Here is a 15,868-nt window from a genome sequence, read left to right on the forward strand (position 1 = left end):
AACCGGCGCCTCTCCTTCCCGCCGCTTAATTTTATTCCAACACATTTCCAAAACGATTGCAAAGTCATTCAAACCTTCCTGCAAGCCGTTTATAAGGAAGCCATTCGATACATACTCTGTCAGCTGAATGATCTCGGTTCAATCTTCCGCCGCGGTTGGGCAGATATCCTCAGGGACAAATAAAACAAAAGGAGTTGTTTTGATGAAAAAGGCACTCATGGCCATGACCGTCATTCTCATGCTGGGACTGTACTCAACCTTAGCCCTGGGAAGCACGACATTCAATCTCAGCTTCGATTCGGCAGGCAAACACAAAATTGAAAGCAACGACGCCACCGACACCAAAGCCGCGGCCTCCTTGGAAGCCGAATATACCGTGACCGACGGGCCCTCGGAATACGGCGTCGGCATCGGCTATCAATCCCCGCGGGAGATCGAGGAGCTGGCCGGCGAATTCAGTTTCATCCCGGTCTATCTGACGGGCAAGTATTCTTTCCAGACCGACAGCGCCAATGTCAACCCGTATATCGTCGGGCGGCTCGGCTATAACTTCTTCTCCGGGGACAGCGATTATGAAGGAACCAACGATTTAGGAAACGGTTTTTACTGCGCGCTCGGTTTTGGCGTCACCCTGACCCAAGCCGGCGACGGCAAGAGTTCCATTGCCGCGCTTTATGAAGTAAACAATGGGACCCTAGATGCCTCCGGCAGCGAGCAAACGGTGAAATATTCCAAGGCCAAACTGGTCTATAGCTACAAGTTCGATTAAGCGGATAGTCGTGAGAAAGCTTCCGGGCCCAATTCCGGCGGGCAGGCCCGGAGGCCGGCACCTCTTATGAATCAGGAAAAGGATGTCGCAATCCATCCGGATGTACAAAAACGGATTGTGACATCCATCATTTTGGAACGGGAGACGTGGCGATGAAGTGGGGTAAAAAGAAGCTTGAAGCGGAGCTGCTGTTGGTAAAGATCATTCAATGTTCGGATCCGGCCTATTGGTACCGGGAAAAGATCGGCGGGCTGTTTTTGGTGGAACCGGTCTCGTTCCGCGAGTTTTATATCGTCTATCAAGACGGCGCCCAAGAAGAGCTGCAGCTGATCCGGATCGACGATTGCCAACTGCTCCTGGGCGACGACCCGCCCGTCTCGCCCCACCCCCGCCCCGGGCTGGGATTCAGTCGTTTTTTTGGGGCCCTCTTCGCCAAACTCAAAAAAAGGGCCCAGCCGTTCCTGGCCCTGAGCCTGGCCGCGCTGCTGCTGTTGGCGACGGCGGGAGCCGCCCACGGCGGTTATGCCATCCGTTCGCTGTATTCAACTTTTAACGATGACTACCTGGGAGCGGGCTTTAACTCGATCAGTAAAACCTTTCTGACCGACGATTCTTGCCTGGATTTCAGCAATATCGCCACGGAAACGGTGACCGGGACGGATCAGTCCTCTGCTTACTGCTTTGTCGATTCCCAAAAGGAACTCGATGAACAATTCCGCTACCATTTCGGCGCCGGGAACGCAGGTCCCGGCGGCATGACCGCCCTTTCGCCGGAGACTGGGGCCATTCTCCGGAATACCTCCTTCAGCGCGGATACGATCACGCTCTTTGCCTATTGGCGGAAAGCCGAGACGCGAGTGTTCAGCACGGTTCCTCCCAAAATCAGCGACGCCGCCTTCGCCGTGCTGCAGACCGATCCCCGGCGGTTTTTCCGCCAGTACGGCGACCAATACGTCAGCGCGGCCATCCTCGGCAAGATCATCTTCCTGGTCTATCAGGCCGACGCGGCCACCGAGTCAGCCCTGGCCCGGAACCGGATCAAACGGGCGATGGAGCTCAAAATGAAACAGATCTTCGGGGTCAAGCTGACGGAGGCCGAGAACCGATTCGTCGCCGCGACCCTGGCCCGGGTTTCGATCACCCGCAGCACTTACGGCAATGGCGTTCTCAATTTCAACGGCATCGATTCGGCCGAGGATCTCCAGCGCGCCATCGCGCAGATCGCCACGGTTTCGGTCATCGCCCGGGAACTGCGGAGCTACTCTCAGACCAGCAACGGGGCAGGGGCGCGTTTTTACGACAGCGCGGCCTATCTGAATACCGTTAACCAATGGGAACGGGGCCTATCCAATCTGAATTATATCGCGACCAACCCCCGGCTCAGTTCCAAGCTGCGCTCGGACTGCCAAAACGCTCTGAATGTCCTCAACCGCCAACTGAATCAATTCTACTCCTCCGGCGCCGATCTCCAGCCACCGGACCGCGCCCTCCTGGAGGGCTTTTATGACCGTTATCTCGCCGAAATGAATATCGCCCCCCGAACCTATCAGCTGCCGGCGATGGAAAACCGGAAGGATCTCGACTTGCGCGGTTTGAGAGCGGCCGACTCGTTAAAGCTCGAGCTGGTGGTGAAGCAGGGTTTCTTTTCCCGGTTGTTCAACCGCAATCTGAGCGTCGTTTTATATCTGATGGATGGCAAAGGAGGCTGGTCGGAGTACCGGCGCATTCCCTTGCCCCCCAAACCTACCCGGTTCACGCTCTATGAGGGGACTCCTTTCCGCGGCCGACTGCGGCTCGCTTTCTCGAAACCCAAATTGAAAATGGACTTCACCGTTTACTGCTCCTATACGGAGCAGCCGGACGATATCATCCTGCTGCAAAAGATCCGCTAAGCCCCGGAAAGGCTCCGCCCCGGCCGGACGGCCCCGCCAAGTCACCGCATCCGGGAGATTTGTTGCACTTTGATGACAATTGATGGAATGGAAAGGATCCCCTCCGGCCTCCGTCGAAACAAGGGGCTGTTTGAACTCAAGGAACGAAATGGAGGCTATGGAATGCTCAAGAAAACTTTGTATGGCGTGTTGGCGCTGCTACTGCTGCTAACGGCGGCGATCGGCGGCGGCGCTTTGGCCGCCGAGTCCGGCCCGGCCCGGCCGGTAGTGGTTCAAGGAGCCATGAACCTGGAGATGCAAGCCCTGGTGGCCGCCTTGAAAAACCCGAAGGAGATAACTTACGGCGGCTGGACCTTCTGGCAGGGAACCATCGGCAATCTGCCGGTCGTCGTCTCCCGCACCGAGGTCGGCCTGACCAATGCGGCGGCCGCCACCACCCTGGCTATCGAGAAATTCCAGCCCCGGGCGGTGATCAACCAGGGAACCGCCGGCGGCCACGATCCGGCCCTGCAGCGTTTCGATATCGTGCTGGGCCAAAAGTCCATTCATTTCGGCAAGTTCAAATCGAACCACGCCGATTCCGGCCGTGGGATCCACTCCGAGAACTGGATTCCCGAGAACGTGAAGATCCGGGTCAACGGCCAGGAGAAGGAGTACCCCGGCTTCGCCGGCGATCCCGAGCTGCTGAAGATCGCCCAGGGCGTCGCCGGAACCTATACCCACGGTAAAATCGTCAGCGGCGTCATCGGCTCGGCCGACGAATGGAACCGGGAGTTGGACCGGATCCAATGGGTGCATCAGAAGTTCCAAACCTCCGTCGAGGAGATGGAGACTGCTTCCGCCGCCCAGGTCGCGGCGGCCTACGGCGTGCCTTTCCTCGGTATCCGGATCCTCTCCAACAGCGAGCCCCGGAACCAGGACTGGGATCCCAAGGCCGGCGCCTATTGCCAGGAGTATGTGCTGGAGGTCCTCAAGGCGCTGGATCGGGCCGCCAAACCCTGACCCTTTTCAAAAAAGACCGGTCAAAAAAGCTTTAGTCCATCGGCTAAAGCTTTTTTGCATCTCCGAAAAAAAGGGTTCCGCGCGGGATTGCGGCGGCAATGGCATCGTCCCGGTTGAGCCGCAGTCCCGAATCGGCGAAAACGGTTTATTAACCCTTCCGTCAGCAGCCTTTCCATTATTCCAATAGATTTCCATGAAGGTAATTGCGGTTTTTGCGGTAAATTCGGGAGGATATTCCAAAAATTTCTGGTGCCGCCTTGTAATCGGCCGGGGATTATAATATAATTCGCTATAACGGTTTCGTAACCGGACGGATGATTCAAAAGGAGGGAGCCCTATGTCTGATTCGCTCCAACGCCCGGGCGGCCCGCCGCCGACCATCATTGGCGGCGCCCTGCCCAATCTGCCTTGGGAAGACCGGCCGGCCGGCTGCCGGGACGTCCTGTGGCGCTCGACGCTCAATCCCGTCATCCCCCGCAATCTGACCGCCACCTCCAACAGCATCTTCAACAGCGCGGTGGTGCCTTTCGAGGGTCAGTTCGCCGGGGTCTTCCGCTGCGACGACAAACGCCGCCGGATGCAGCTGCATACGGGCAGAAGCGTCGATGGGCTGCGCTGGCAGATCGACCCCGAACCCATCGTTTTTCACTGCGACGAACCGGAGACTCGGGACTTCAACTACGGGCGCTACGATCCCCGGGTCTGCTGGCTGGAAGATCGGTTCTATGTGACCTGGTGCAACGGCTACCAAGGGTATCCGACCATCGGCGTGGCGTATACTTATGATTTCAAAGAGTTTTACCAGCTTGAAAACGCGTTTCTCCCCTTCAACCGCAACGGCGTCCTTTTTCCCCGCCGGATCGGCGGCCAATACGCCATGCTGAGCCGGCCCAGCGATAACGGGCATACCCCGTTCGGCGATGTTTTTTACAGCGTAAGCCCGGACCTGGTCCATTGGGGCCGCCATCGCCTGGTGATGCGCCCGGCCGATGGTTGGCAGTCGACCAAAGTCGGCGCCGGTCCGATCCCCATCGAAACCCGCGAGGGTTGGCTCCTGATCTATCATGGAGTGCTGACATCCTGTAACGGCTTTGTATACAGCGCCGGGGCCGCATTGCTCGATCTGGATCAGCCCTGGCGGGTGATCTACCGCACCGCGCCCTATCTGATCTCGCCGCAGACGCTCTACGAATGCGTCGGCGACGTGCCCAATGTGGTCTTCCCCTGCGCCGCCCTTTATGATGCGCCGAGCGGGCGGATCGCCATATATTACGGTGCGGCCGATACCGTGACTTGTCTGGCCTTCACCCAAGTCGACGAACTGATCCGTTTTATCAAGGATAATTCGCTGGTCTGACGCTCCCGGAATCCCAGGGAGTTTCTGAAGCATCGGATTGGAGGGCTCCCATTGCGTGACTGAGGGAAGCAGCCGCTTAGATCGCTCAAGCGGTCGCTTGAGCGACCAAAGCAACTCCTTGAGTCATTAAAGGAGTTGCTTGAGCGATGAAAGTAACTGCTTGAATCATTCCGGTAGTTGGTTGAGTGACTCAAGCATCTGCCGGAGTCGTTCCAGTAGTTACTGGACTGACCAAAGCAACTACTAGAATCACTCATGCAGTTGTTTGAATGATCAAAGCAGTTGTTTGAGTCATCCCAGTAGTTACCGGACCCGGCAGACCGTCTTCTCGGGCGGCGAAGTAATGGCCGGGTTTAGGGAGGTTTCTCCAAACCCGGTCATTGTCCGCTATGCCTGCGCGATAAATATAGCTTTTCCCATCCCGGCACGGCTGTGCCGTCATTCGGCTTTCGCTTCCCGCTCCGGGGTTTTGGTGGCGATCAGATAAAGATGAAGCAGCCATTCACCGAGGGTGAGGGCGGCCGCGATGATGAAAATCCCGATCCCTGAAAGCGTGAAGATAGGCATGGCTTGCTCCATCGCCCAGACCACCACCGCGCTGATCAAAAAATCCCCCACCAGGGCCACTCCGTTGCCGTACTTGGCCAACAACCACAGGTCGCCCGCCACATAACTGATCAGTGTCAGCACCAACGCCGTGACGATCGTCTGCGTCCAGGTGCTTCTGCCGTAGACCGGGATCAGAATGGCCAATACCACTGTGATCAAAGCCATTTTGATGATCAGATTTACCAGGTGTTTCATTCCTACTCAACCTCTTTTTATTTCGACTCGCCGCACGTTCTCTTTTTGAACGGCCGCGCTTTTCGACCAGCCGTTCAATATTGTTTCCTGGTTACTTTCTCCTCCGGCACCAAGCCGCTCAACAAACTGATGATCAATGCCGCCAGCAAAGAACCGCCGAGCGGGACATTGCCGCCTTCCAGGGCGAAGGTGGTAAAGAAGATCACCGCGGTGGTGACCAGAAAGGTAATGATCATCTGACCCCAGCGGCTGACATCCCTGGCGATGAGCCGCTGCACCAGCCAACTGCCGGCGATGACCATCAGCGAAAGCAAGACGATCCACCCGATCGTCAAGGCGCTGAAGCCCGCCACAAAATAACCGATGGTGTAAAGGACCACGGCGGGGATTAAAAAACGAACCAGCCATTTCAACCCATTCATACTACCCCTCCTTTGCCGTTCGGCCGCTGTCGCTGAATCTTCTAGATCGCGAAGACATGCTTGCCGATGTGGTTGATGATCCGCCGGGCCCAGATCCAGCGATTATTGGTCTTGGCGGGATTGAAGAAATAAATCGCCCCGCCCGAAGGGTCCCAGCCGTTGATCGCATCCTGAGCCGCTTTCCGCGATTCCGAACTAGGCGAGCGATTGATGATGCCGTTGCTTACCGATTCGAAAGCGTGAGGCTGGTAGATCACCCCCGCCAGGGTTTTCGGAAATTTACTGCTCTGAATGCGGTTCAGGATGACTCCTCCGACCGCCACCTTCCCAACATACGGTTCGGCTCCGGCTTCGCCGTGAATCGCATGGGCCAGCAGATTGACATCGCCCGTACTGCGCACCGGGGCGCCGCCACGGGCCACTCCTCCGGTGCTGGGGATCGTCAACCGTTGTCCGAGCCGTAACGGATTCCAACTCAGGCCGTTCCGTTGCCGGAGCGTATTCAGCGGTACGCCGGTCTTCCTGGCGATTGAGAATAAGGAATCGCCCCGCTTCACCGTATAGGTCCAGTCCGCCTGCGCCACCTTTCCCGACATCATCACTGCCCCGATCGTTAAAACCATGATCAACCATATTCGTCGTAACCGCAAAACCCATCCCTCTTTCTTTGAAAAATCTCTCCATGAAGCTGTTAATCCTCGGAATAACTAAAGCTATCCCTTGGATTGTTTGGGACATTTATAGTATGGAAACTTTCCGGCAAAATATCCGGGCCGGCGCAGCTTTGCTTCGCTCCCGCCGTCCGGATCAAATAGAACCGGAAAGTTTGCAGCTTCCCTCTTTTTTCATGAAGGAAAGCGGCCGTGCGCAGCGAAATTTCCGGGGGGAAAAGGAGGTTTATTATCGCGTGAAAAAAGCAGCCGTGGCGATGGTAGGAATGATTGTTTTCGCGGCCTCGATGACGCTGGCCTTTGCGCAACCGAAACCAGCCGTCGAAAAGCCGCCCGTGAAAAAGCATTCGCTAGCGCAGGCGGGCACCCGGCCGGGAGTCAAACCGTCCGCCGCGCCCTTGCCGCGTAAATTCGCGGTGCCGCAACCGGTCCGGGGAATTTACATCACATCATGGATCGCCGGTTCATCCCGGATCGACGAATTGATCGGTTTCGTTAAGAAAACCCAAGTCAATACCCTGGTAATTGACGTCAAGGATGATACGGGGATGATCAGCTATCCTTCGGAGCTGCCGATGGCCAAAAAAATCGGCGCCGGTTCGCGCCGGGCGCCCCAGCTCCGGGAACTCCTGGCCCGGTTACGCCAGGAGCACATTTATACGATCGCCCGGATCGTCGTTTTCAAAGATCCGCTGCTCGCGCAGGAACGTCCGGAGCTGGCGGTGCGCGATAAGAACGGCGGTCTATGGCGCGACCATAAGGGGATGGTCTGGGTGGATCCCCATAGCCGGCAGGTTTGGCAGTATAACCTGAATATTGCCAAGGAAGCGGTGGCTCTGGGCTTCCAAGAGATTCAATTCGATTACGTGCGTTTTTTAAGCGACGGCAGGATCCGCAATTGCGTTTATCCTTTCGCCAACGGCGCTCCGCAAGAGGATGTCATCCGGGATTTCCTGCTCTATGCCAAAGGTGAGCTGAATGCCATGGGAGTGCCGCTTTCCGCCGACATCTTCGGCCTGGTTTTATCCGTTCCCAATGACAACAATATCGGGCAAAAATTGGAGAAGATCGCCGCCGCGACGGATTATATTTCCCCCATGGTGTACCCTTCCCATTATCCCAAAGGGACCTTCGGCATCGCCGTTCCCGACCGCCATCCGTACGAGATCGTCTGCCGCGCCATGCAGGATGCCTTACAGCGAATCCCGGGGAGCGAAGGAAAGCTCCGGCCCTGGCTACAAGATTTTAACCTCGGCAATCCTTACGGGCGGGAGCAATTGGAGCTGCAAATCAAAGCGTTACACGCCAACGGCATTCGGGACTGGCTATTCTGGAATCCCAGCAACCGTTATGACGCCTCTAAATATCCCGCGAAATAACCCCGAAAACAATAAAAAGAAACCGGGCATGCCTGCTCGGTTTCTTTTTGCTGATTTGCAAACTTATATCAGGAAATCCCTTCCGGAAGAACTGTTAAACGTTTATTCTTCGGAGGATTCTTGGGGCAGATCCGCGAAATTGAGCGGCGCATTCTCTAGGATTCGGCGGGCGCCGCGATAACGGACATCATAATAGCCTTCACTCAAGGGGCTGATCCGAACCGCTCCGAAGCCCGACGAAGCGTGGATAAAGTCGCCATCCCCGATATAGATCCCGACATGATTGACAGTGGCCGATCCCATCGTCGCAAAGAATACCAGATCGCCAGGGCGCAGGTTCTCCCGGGAAACAGGCGTTCCTTTCGTCATTTGAGCGGCGGCATTATGGGGCAATTCCAAGCCGATCTGGCGGTAAAGATACATTGTAAAACCCGAACAGTCAAAACCGCGGACCGAACCGCCGCCCCAAATATAACGGGTCCCCATATAACTCCGGGCCCGGCTGACAACCTCCGTTGCCCCGCGTAAGGCGCGCAAACTCTTGCCGTCGGCGGTGCCGACGACTAAAAATTGTTCATGAATCCAGCCTTGCCGCTCGTCGGCCAACTCTACTTTCACCCAGGGTTTTTGACTTTCCAGAATCGTCACGGCCTCGCCAAACCTTAAACTTCCGAGCACTGCGGCGGTCATCTCGGGTCCGGACCTGAAGTTGACCTTGTCGGCGCTGACCAGTCCCCGCATGGAAGTATTTTCGGCAAGAGTCGGCGTGGCGATCGCCAGCAGTAACACGATTGCGATGAATAATGTTTTGCGCATGACTCCTCCTTATTTATAAAATAACGTTCCGCTGTTTCTCAAAAAGTGTTCTAGAGGCAAAAATCCCTCATATATAACGTAAAGGAGGTGGAACCCGGTGAAGCGACTGGTTTACAACACCCTGCTTTGTCTCGCTTACAATTTGCTGCTGTTGGTGGTGCCCATCATTTTGTTTCTAGCCAGCGTTCAATGGAATGTTCCCAAATCTCTGGATACACTTCTATGGATTTATTCCATTCTCCTGCTAACAAGTCCAATTTTTTCATTAATTTTAGCTTTGCGCACGATAGCTTGTTATCAGGATGTTTCGCGCTGGCTTGCGCCGTTTATCGTCAGTTTTGTCGGCTACCTGCCGTTGTGGTTTCTCTCTTTCGGCTTTTCCGCCTATTGGGGGTTGCGGGAATACCTCCAAATTTTTACGGTACCTTTCACGATCGGTCTCTTGGCTATCTTGCTGTACCTAGTTTGCGCGCGGTGGCGGAACCTTCATACATCGAAGCATTGATTCACCCAAAGGAATTTTTGACAACCGAGTCAGGACGCAGATTGGCTTGCCGAAGCTTCCCCACTTGTCCAATGTTTGTTTGACGCCGTTGCGCCCCTGAAGGTTCAAGCGGGGACCAAAAAATTTCGGGACTATACGATTCCGAGAGGATTTTTCCAGGAAACACCGAATACTTTTGGTTGAATGATGGGATGATGATTACGGGAGAGCGCCATGAGGCCACCGAAGGAGCAAGTTGGGCCAAGAGCCATTTGACCCAATGAATCTCTCAGGTTCCATGACCGTAATCGGACCACACTCTGGAGAGTCCGTGCGGACACCTACGGGGTAACCATCGCTGGATGGGATTCTCTCTGGTAAGCGGACAGGGTAAGGCATTTGTCTTTCCCTGTCTTTTTATTTTGTCCCGACGCGACGAAAGTTGAAAGGAGTTATCGCATGAAAACACCCTTATTTCCCGTGTATGCCCGGCATCACGCCAAAGTGGTCGACTTTCACGGCTGGGATCTGCCGGTCCAATTCAGCGGCATTATTGATGAGCATCGCCAGGTGCGGCAGAGCGTCGGCCTCTTTGACGTATCCCACATGGGGGAGTTCAAGGTCAGCGGAGCGGATGCCGCCGCGTTTCTCGACCGAATGGTCACCAACCGCATCGCCACGCTGCAACCGGGAGCGATTCGCTATTCGCCGCTCTGTTATGAGGATGGCGGCACCGTCGATGATTTACTCATTTATCGCCTGACGGAAACCGATTTTCTGGTCGTGGTGAATGCCTCCAATATTGAGAAAGACTTCGATTGGTTGGTGGCTCACCGTTCCCGACATCGGGTTTCCATCGAGAATATTTCAACCCAGACTGCACAGCTGGCTATCCAGGGACCGAAAGCCCAATTGTTAATGGAACAAATTCTGCATCAGCCCTTGGATTCATTGCGCTATTACCATTTTATCGCCGAAGCCCGCTTGGCGCAATTCCCGGTTTTGATCTCCCGGACCGGCTACACCGGCGAAGACGGCTTTGAGATATACCTCGGGGCCCAAAACGCCGTTCGGGCGTGGGAGATTCTCATGGACGAAGGAGCTTCCTTTGGAATCAAGCCCATCGGGTTGGGTGCCCGTGATACGCTCCGTTTTGAAGCGGGGCTTCCCTTGTACGGGCAGGAGTTATCGGCAGAGATCAATCCTTTGGAAGCCGGTCTGTCCCGCTTTGTAAAATTTGAAAAACCCGAGTTTATCGGAAAAGATGCTTTGGCCGCCATTCAAGCCAGCGGCGGTTTCCGGAAACTGATTGGGCTGTCCATGGTCGACCGGGGCATCCCCCGCTCCGGATTCCGGGTCTTTCAAGAAGATCTTCCGGTCGGGTGGGTCACTTCCGGGAGTTATGCTCCGACCCTTGACCAAAACTTAGCGATAGCGTTGGTCGAACATTCTTCCGACCTAACGGACCCCTTCCAAATTGAAATCCGGGGCAAACTTCTAACTGCCCGTTTCCTGTCCCTGCCTTTTTATTCTCGTTCGAAAGGAGCTGCCCAATGAACCATCCTTACTTGCCATTGACCGACGGCCAGCGACGCGCGATGCTCGATACCATCGGCGTATCCGACTTCGCCGAATTACTGGCCGAGGTCCCGGAGGAACTGCGCTTAAAAAAGCCCCTCGATCTACCCGCTTCTCAATCGGAGTTAGAGTTAAGTACTGGTTTCCATCAGCTTGCCGAAATGAATGTCCTTCCCGAACTTTCCTTTCTCGGTGCCGGAGCTTATCAGCACTATATCCCGGCGGTTGTCAACCATCTCGCCAAACGCTCTGAGTTTTATACCGCCTACACGCCTTATCAGCCCGAGCTTTCCCAAGGAATGCTCCAAGCCATTTTCGAATTTCAATCCTATATTTCCGAGTTATTCGGTCTGCCGGTTGCTAACGCCTCGTTATACGACGGACCCACGGCATTGGCCGAAGCAGTCTTAATGGCATTGAAAGAGACTCGCCGCAATCAGGTCTTATTGCCCGAAACGCTTCATCCCTCTCTCATCGAGGTGGTGCGCACCTATTTGCGGGACAGTGGCGTTGAAATCATCATCCTTCCCTGTCCGGCGGGAGTTCAAGAAATAGAACACCTTGCCAAATCCTTAAGTGAAGAATGCGCCGCAGTTGTAATCCAAAACCCGAATCGCTATGGAATCCTCGAGGATCTGTCGCGTCTGATTGAATTGACCCGTCAAGCCGGAGCGGTTCCCATCAGCTACGTGCAACCTTTAACCTTAGGACTGCTTGAAGCTCCCGGCCGTCTCGGGGCCGAAATTGTGGTCGGAGAAGGTCAGCCGCTGGGATTGCCGCTCTCCTATGGCGGACCTTATTTAGGCTTAATGGCCGTCTCGGAACGTTTCATGCGCCGCATTCCCGGCCGTTTGGTCGGAGAGACGCTCGATCGGGACGGCCGGATTTCATATGTGCTTACTTTGCAGGCTCGCGAGCAACATATCCGGCGGGAAAAGGCCACTTCCAATATTTGCTCCAATCAAGCCTTATGCGCCTTGCGGGCTGCAATCTACCTCGGAGTTTTAGGCCCGAAAGGCCTGCACCAGGTGGCCCAGCGTTGTTATGACAACGCCCATTATCTGGCGGCAGAGCTTAACAAGGCCGGATTCCCGCTACGGTTCGAGCAACCGTTTTTTATGGAGTTTGCGATTCATACCTCTCGTCCTGCTGCCGATCTGATTCACAGTTTGGCGGCCAGAGGCATCATGCCCGGCCTCGATCTAGGCCGCTTTGATCCGGCGCTCGACCACTCTCTGCTCGTCTGTGCAACCGAAATTTTCTCGAAAACACAGTTGGATCGATTCTGTACCGAAATGAGGGATTTGGGATGAGCTTAATCTTTGAAAAATCCGTCCCCGGAAAAACTGCCTGGACTTTACCGTCAAGCGATGTTCCAGCCGCACCGCTCGACACCGCGGTCGAAAAACAGCTACGCCAAGGAACTCCCCGGATGCCAGAATTGGCCGAGATCGATATCGTACGCCACTACACCGAACTTTCCCGCAGAAACCATGGGGTCGACTCCGGCTTTTACCCTTTAGGTTCCTGTACCATGAAATATAACCCCAAAATCAATGAGGATATCGCCGAAATCCCCGGCTTTCAATGGGCCCATCCGATGAGCCCCGATTCTTTCTGCCAAGGTTCCCTGCGAGTCTTATATGAATTGGAACAGGCTTTTTGCGCCATTACCGGAATGGACTATTTTACACTCCAACCGGCTGCAGGAGCTCACGGCGAATTGACTGCCATGTTCATCATCAAAGCCTATCACCGTCAGCGGGGCGACTCTCACCGTTTGAAGGTCCTGGTTCCGACCTCGGCCCATGGAACGAATCCCGCCAGCGCCGCAATGGCCGGCTTTGAGCCCATTCCGGTTCAGTGCAATGCTCAAGGCCTGGTGGATTACGATCAGCTGGTAAGTCTCCTTGATGACCATGTCGCGGCGTTAATGCTAACCAACCCCAACACGCTCGGCCTATTTGAAAAAGAGATCTCAGCCATTGCCAATCGAGTGCACCAAGCAGGAGGACTTTTATATTATGACGGGGCCAACCTCAACGCGATTATGGGAATCGTCCGCCCCGGCGATATGGGTTTCGACTTGATGCACTTGAATGCCCACAAAACTTTCGCCACCCCTCACGGCGGCGGCGGCCCCGGAGCCGGACCGGTGGGCGTCAAAGAATACCTCCAGCCTTTTTTGCCTGCCCCCGTACTAGGCGAGAGCGCCGCAGGTTTATTTTGGGATTGGGACCGGCCGCAAGCGATCGGAAAGGTCGTTGGCTTTCACGGTAATTTTGGGGTCTTGCTGAAAGCGCTGGCCTATATCAAGGCCTTGGGAGGCCCAGGCTTGCAGCAGGTAAGCCAAGATGCCATATTGAACGCCAACTATTTGCGGGCCCGGCTTCAGTCGTCCTATTCAGTCCCTTATTCCCAGTTCTGTATGCATGAATTCGTAATCTCCGCGACAAACCTCCCCAATCATATCCGAGCCTTGGATATTGCGAAACGTCTGATCGACTTCGGTTACCACCCGCCCACGGTGTATTTTCCTCTCATTGTCGCCGAGGCTTTGATGATAGAGCCGACTGAGACCGAGGATCAAGCCACGTTAGACCAATTTGTCCAAACGCTCCAGCAAATCTTGATTGAAGCGGAGCAGCATCCGGAGTTGCTGACGTCGGCCCCTCATCATACGCCCGTATCGCGCGTTGACGAGACTCGGGCAGCCCGTTCTCCGAAGTTGCACTGGTAGTAAGATTATAAGCTTTCCTATTAAAAGAAGCCTTTAGAAGCCGTGTCAAAGAATTTCAAATTATAATGGTCCTTCGCAATGCAATATAATATAATGATTAGCCAGATGAATCTATCATTATATTGTATTGCGAAATTTCTTAGTGATTTGAAATTCTCTCAGGTGATAAAGTCTTTCGAACCCGCACATTGTTTTGCATAAAAAATTAAACCGACTTGATACATGACCGGATTGAAGAGTTGAAAGAGAAGCTTTGTGAATCACGGATCGCTTTGGGTGACTGAAAGAGCTCATTCAGTCGCTCAGCAAGCTCGTTTTGTGGATAAGAGAGCTTGCTCAGTCGTTCAGCGAGCTCTTTTTGTGGATGAGTGAGCTGGTTTTGTGAATAAGAGAGCTCGCTCAGTCGTTCAGCAAGCTCGTTTTGTGGATAAGCGAGCTTGTTTTGTGAATGGGAGAGCTCGCTCAGTCGTTCAGCAAGCTTTTTTTGTGAATCAGCGAGCTATTTTTGTGGATAAACGGATCCGTTTAACGAGGTTCATGGTTTTGACTGTAGATAAGTCGGGGAAGTGCGGCTAAAACCGGTAAAGTCAGAGGATTAGCGGAGCTAAGTTGATACTCAGTTAATAAAAAAGTTACCTTGAAATAGAATTCAAAAACAGGTCGCCTACCGCAACCTGTTTTTTTATGTTGGCTTCCCATTATTCTTCTTCGATCAAGTTATTTAAAGCCGGGAGTCTATTAAATTCAAAGGTAATCGCATTGATTAACGCTGTCTATCGCAACCCGTAACAAAATTTGGCCAATGGTTATGTATAATATTTGATTTCATAGTCGATACTTCTCTAAAAGCCATGTGATAAAGTCTTTCGAAACGGAAGTCAGCTTGCAAAAAGATTTAAAACGACTTTATCACTTGCTTTTCTGAGCTTTTGTGTTCACCCCGACCTTCGGGCAGGGTTTATCACAACGCTTCTAAAAGCCATGTGATAAAGTCTCTTTCCAAACGATCCGACTGGCAAAAGGATTTCAAAACGACTTTATCACTTGCTTCTCTGAGCTTTTGTGTTCACTCTGGCCTTCGGACAGGGTTTATCACAACGCTTCAAGTAATCGCCTTTATTGGCAGGAGGAATTCTTTCGATGTCATTTCATAAATTATTCTTTCTCATTCCGGTTACTTTTCTAAGTCTTTTTTTGGCGATTTTCGTTCTATTCAGACAATGTATTATTCCGACTCAGGCTTCCAACTCGATTGTTATATTGCAGCCGACTTTGATCCAGCAATCGATGCTGCAATATTTCATCCAGCAATGTAATTCAAATCTAACCTATACTCAAATCCGTCTTATTAATTCCGAGATTCAAAAGCAATCTAAAATCCATGGCTTCGACCCATTTTTTTTGGCAAGCTTGATTGCAGCCGAGTCTTCTTTTAATCCTTACGCCGTCTCCTCTCGTAGGGCGCAAGGGTTGATGCAACTTACTGCCAGCGTCCTCTCCATGATGAAAGTCTCTAATCCCTTTAACATCCAGCAGAACATCCGAGCCGGAACACAATATTTATCTTTTTTGGCTCACCGTTTTAATCATTCTGAACTCGTCCTGGCAGCCTATAATGCGGGACCGACCCGGGTCGCCCGGCTTAAACGCATTCCAAACATTGCGGAGACACTTTTTTATATCCAAAAAATCAAGCGGTATCACACGTATTTAAAAAGCTATTTTCAACAAACTATTCAGTCATTCTGGGTTAAGCCGAGACTCTTCGCCTCGCTCGAAAGTTTTCCAGAATTTCTAGTTGTCCAGCAAAAGAGCATCTCGACTTTCAACTACTTCACAAACTTGGAGGTTCTTGACATATGCGAACAGCGTCGACCCAAATTTTTTGTTTAAATTTTTATTAAAAATTGTATAAAATTAGTTTTCTTCTTTTGGATTCTCCTCCCCTCTTCCC

The 15,868-nt window shown here is 53.4% G+C and carries 14 protein-coding genes and 1 riboswitch; of the genes, 10 read left to right on the plus strand and 4 right to left on the minus strand.

Annotated features, from left to right (window positions below):
• Nucleotides 1-202 precede the first annotated feature (202 nt).
• From EDC14_RS01875 to EDC14_RS01890, 4 genes are all read left to right on the plus strand, one after another.
• Nucleotides 203-769: a hypothetical protein gene (locus EDC14_RS01875; protein WP_132012488.1), complete on the plus strand. Its 567-nt coding sequence runs from the start codon at nucleotides 203-205 to the stop codon at nucleotides 767-769.
• A 152-nt stretch (nucleotides 770-921) separates the two neighbouring features.
• A complete protein-coding gene (locus tag EDC14_RS01880) occupies nucleotides 922-2,661 on the plus strand; it encodes a hypothetical protein (protein WP_132012489.1) in 1,740 nt (579 codons plus the stop codon).
• A gap of 162 nt (nucleotides 2,662-2,823) precedes the next feature.
• On the plus strand, nucleotides 2,824-3,663 hold the full coding sequence (locus EDC14_RS01885) for a 5'-methylthioadenosine/S-adenosylhomocysteine nucleosidase (RefSeq protein WP_132012490.1): 840 nt from the start codon (nucleotides 2,824-2,826) through the stop codon (nucleotides 3,661-3,663).
• A 337-nt stretch (nucleotides 3,664-4,000) separates the two neighbouring features.
• On the plus strand, nucleotides 4,001-5,020 hold the full coding sequence (locus tag EDC14_RS01890; protein WP_132012491.1) for a glycoside hydrolase family 130 protein: 1,020 nt from the start codon (nucleotides 4,001-4,003) through the stop codon (nucleotides 5,018-5,020).
• A gap of 438 nt (nucleotides 5,021-5,458) precedes the next feature.
• On the opposite strand, the gene EDC14_RS01895 is transcribed toward EDC14_RS01890, so the two are convergent.
• The 3 genes from EDC14_RS01895 to EDC14_RS01905 form a co-directional block, all read right to left on the minus strand.
• Nucleotides 5,459-5,824, minus strand: coding sequence for a DUF2512 family protein (locus EDC14_RS01895; protein ID WP_132012492.1), 366 nt, complete (start codon nucleotides 5,822-5,824; stop codon nucleotides 5,459-5,461).
• Between the two features lie 74 nt (nucleotides 5,825-5,898).
• Nucleotides 5,899-6,246, minus strand: coding sequence for a hypothetical protein (locus tag EDC14_RS01900; protein WP_132012493.1), 348 nt, complete (start codon nucleotides 6,244-6,246; stop codon nucleotides 5,899-5,901).
• A 41-nt stretch (nucleotides 6,247-6,287) separates the two neighbouring features.
• A complete protein-coding gene (locus EDC14_RS01905; RefSeq protein WP_243662766.1) occupies nucleotides 6,288-6,896 on the minus strand; it encodes a cell wall hydrolase in 609 nt (202 codons plus the stop codon).
• Nucleotides 6,897-7,153: 257 nt separating this feature from the next.
• On the opposite strand from EDC14_RS01905, the gene EDC14_RS01910 reads away from it, so the two are divergent.
• Nucleotides 7,154-8,296 carry a putative glycoside hydrolase gene (locus tag EDC14_RS01910; RefSeq protein WP_165907723.1) on the plus strand — a complete coding sequence of 381 codons (1,143 nt, stop codon included), beginning with the start codon at nucleotides 7,154-7,156 and terminating at the stop codon, nucleotides 8,294-8,296.
• Between the two features lie 102 nt (nucleotides 8,297-8,398).
• Here EDC14_RS01910 and EDC14_RS01915 read toward each other — a convergent pair whose 3' ends face one another.
• A complete protein-coding gene (locus EDC14_RS01915; protein WP_132012495.1) occupies nucleotides 8,399-9,112 on the minus strand; it encodes a C40 family peptidase in 714 nt (237 codons plus the stop codon).
• A gap of 97 nt (nucleotides 9,113-9,209) precedes the next feature.
• On the opposite strand from EDC14_RS01915, the gene EDC14_RS01920 reads away from it, so the two are divergent.
• The 5 genes from EDC14_RS01920 to EDC14_RS01940 all read left to right on the plus strand — a co-directional run bounded on the left by EDC14_RS01920 (nucleotide 9,210) and on the right by EDC14_RS01940 (nucleotide 15,807).
• Nucleotides 9,210-9,617, plus strand: a complete 408-nt coding sequence (locus EDC14_RS01920; protein ID WP_132012496.1) for a hypothetical protein — start codon at nucleotides 9,210-9,212, stop codon at nucleotides 9,615-9,617.
• Between the two features lie 191 nt (nucleotides 9,618-9,808).
• Nucleotides 9,809-9,911: riboswitch (glycine riboswitch) on the plus strand.
• A 144-nt stretch (nucleotides 9,912-10,055) separates the two neighbouring features.
• Complete coding sequence (gene gcvT / locus EDC14_RS01925; protein WP_132012497.1) at nucleotides 10,056-11,153, plus strand: glycine cleavage system aminomethyltransferase GcvT; 1,098 nt, start codon at nucleotides 10,056-10,058, stop codon at nucleotides 11,151-11,153.
• On the plus strand, nucleotides 11,150-12,487 hold the full coding sequence (gcvPA, locus tag EDC14_RS01930; protein WP_132012498.1) for an aminomethyl-transferring glycine dehydrogenase subunit GcvPA: 1,338 nt from the start codon (nucleotides 11,150-11,152) through the stop codon (nucleotides 12,485-12,487). Before gcvT ends, gcvPA begins: the two co-directional genes overlap by 4 nt.
• Nucleotides 12,484-13,914 carry an aminomethyl-transferring glycine dehydrogenase subunit GcvPB gene (gcvPB, locus tag EDC14_RS01935; RefSeq protein WP_132012499.1) on the plus strand — a complete coding sequence of 477 codons (1,431 nt, stop codon included), beginning with the start codon at nucleotides 12,484-12,486 and terminating at the stop codon, nucleotides 13,912-13,914. The genes gcvPA and gcvPB overlap by 4 nt, the downstream gene beginning before the upstream one ends.
• Nucleotides 13,915-15,054: 1,140 nt before the next feature.
• Nucleotides 15,055-15,807: a lytic transglycosylase domain-containing protein gene (locus EDC14_RS01940; RefSeq protein ID WP_132012500.1), complete on the plus strand. Its 753-nt coding sequence runs from the start codon at nucleotides 15,055-15,057 to the stop codon at nucleotides 15,805-15,807.
• Nucleotides 15,808-15,868 lie beyond the last annotated feature (61 nt).

The organism is Hydrogenispora ethanolica (assembly GCF_004340685.1).
In the GTDB taxonomy this organism is placed as follows: Bacteria; Bacillota; UBA4882; order UBA8346; family UBA8346; genus Hydrogenispora; species Hydrogenispora ethanolica.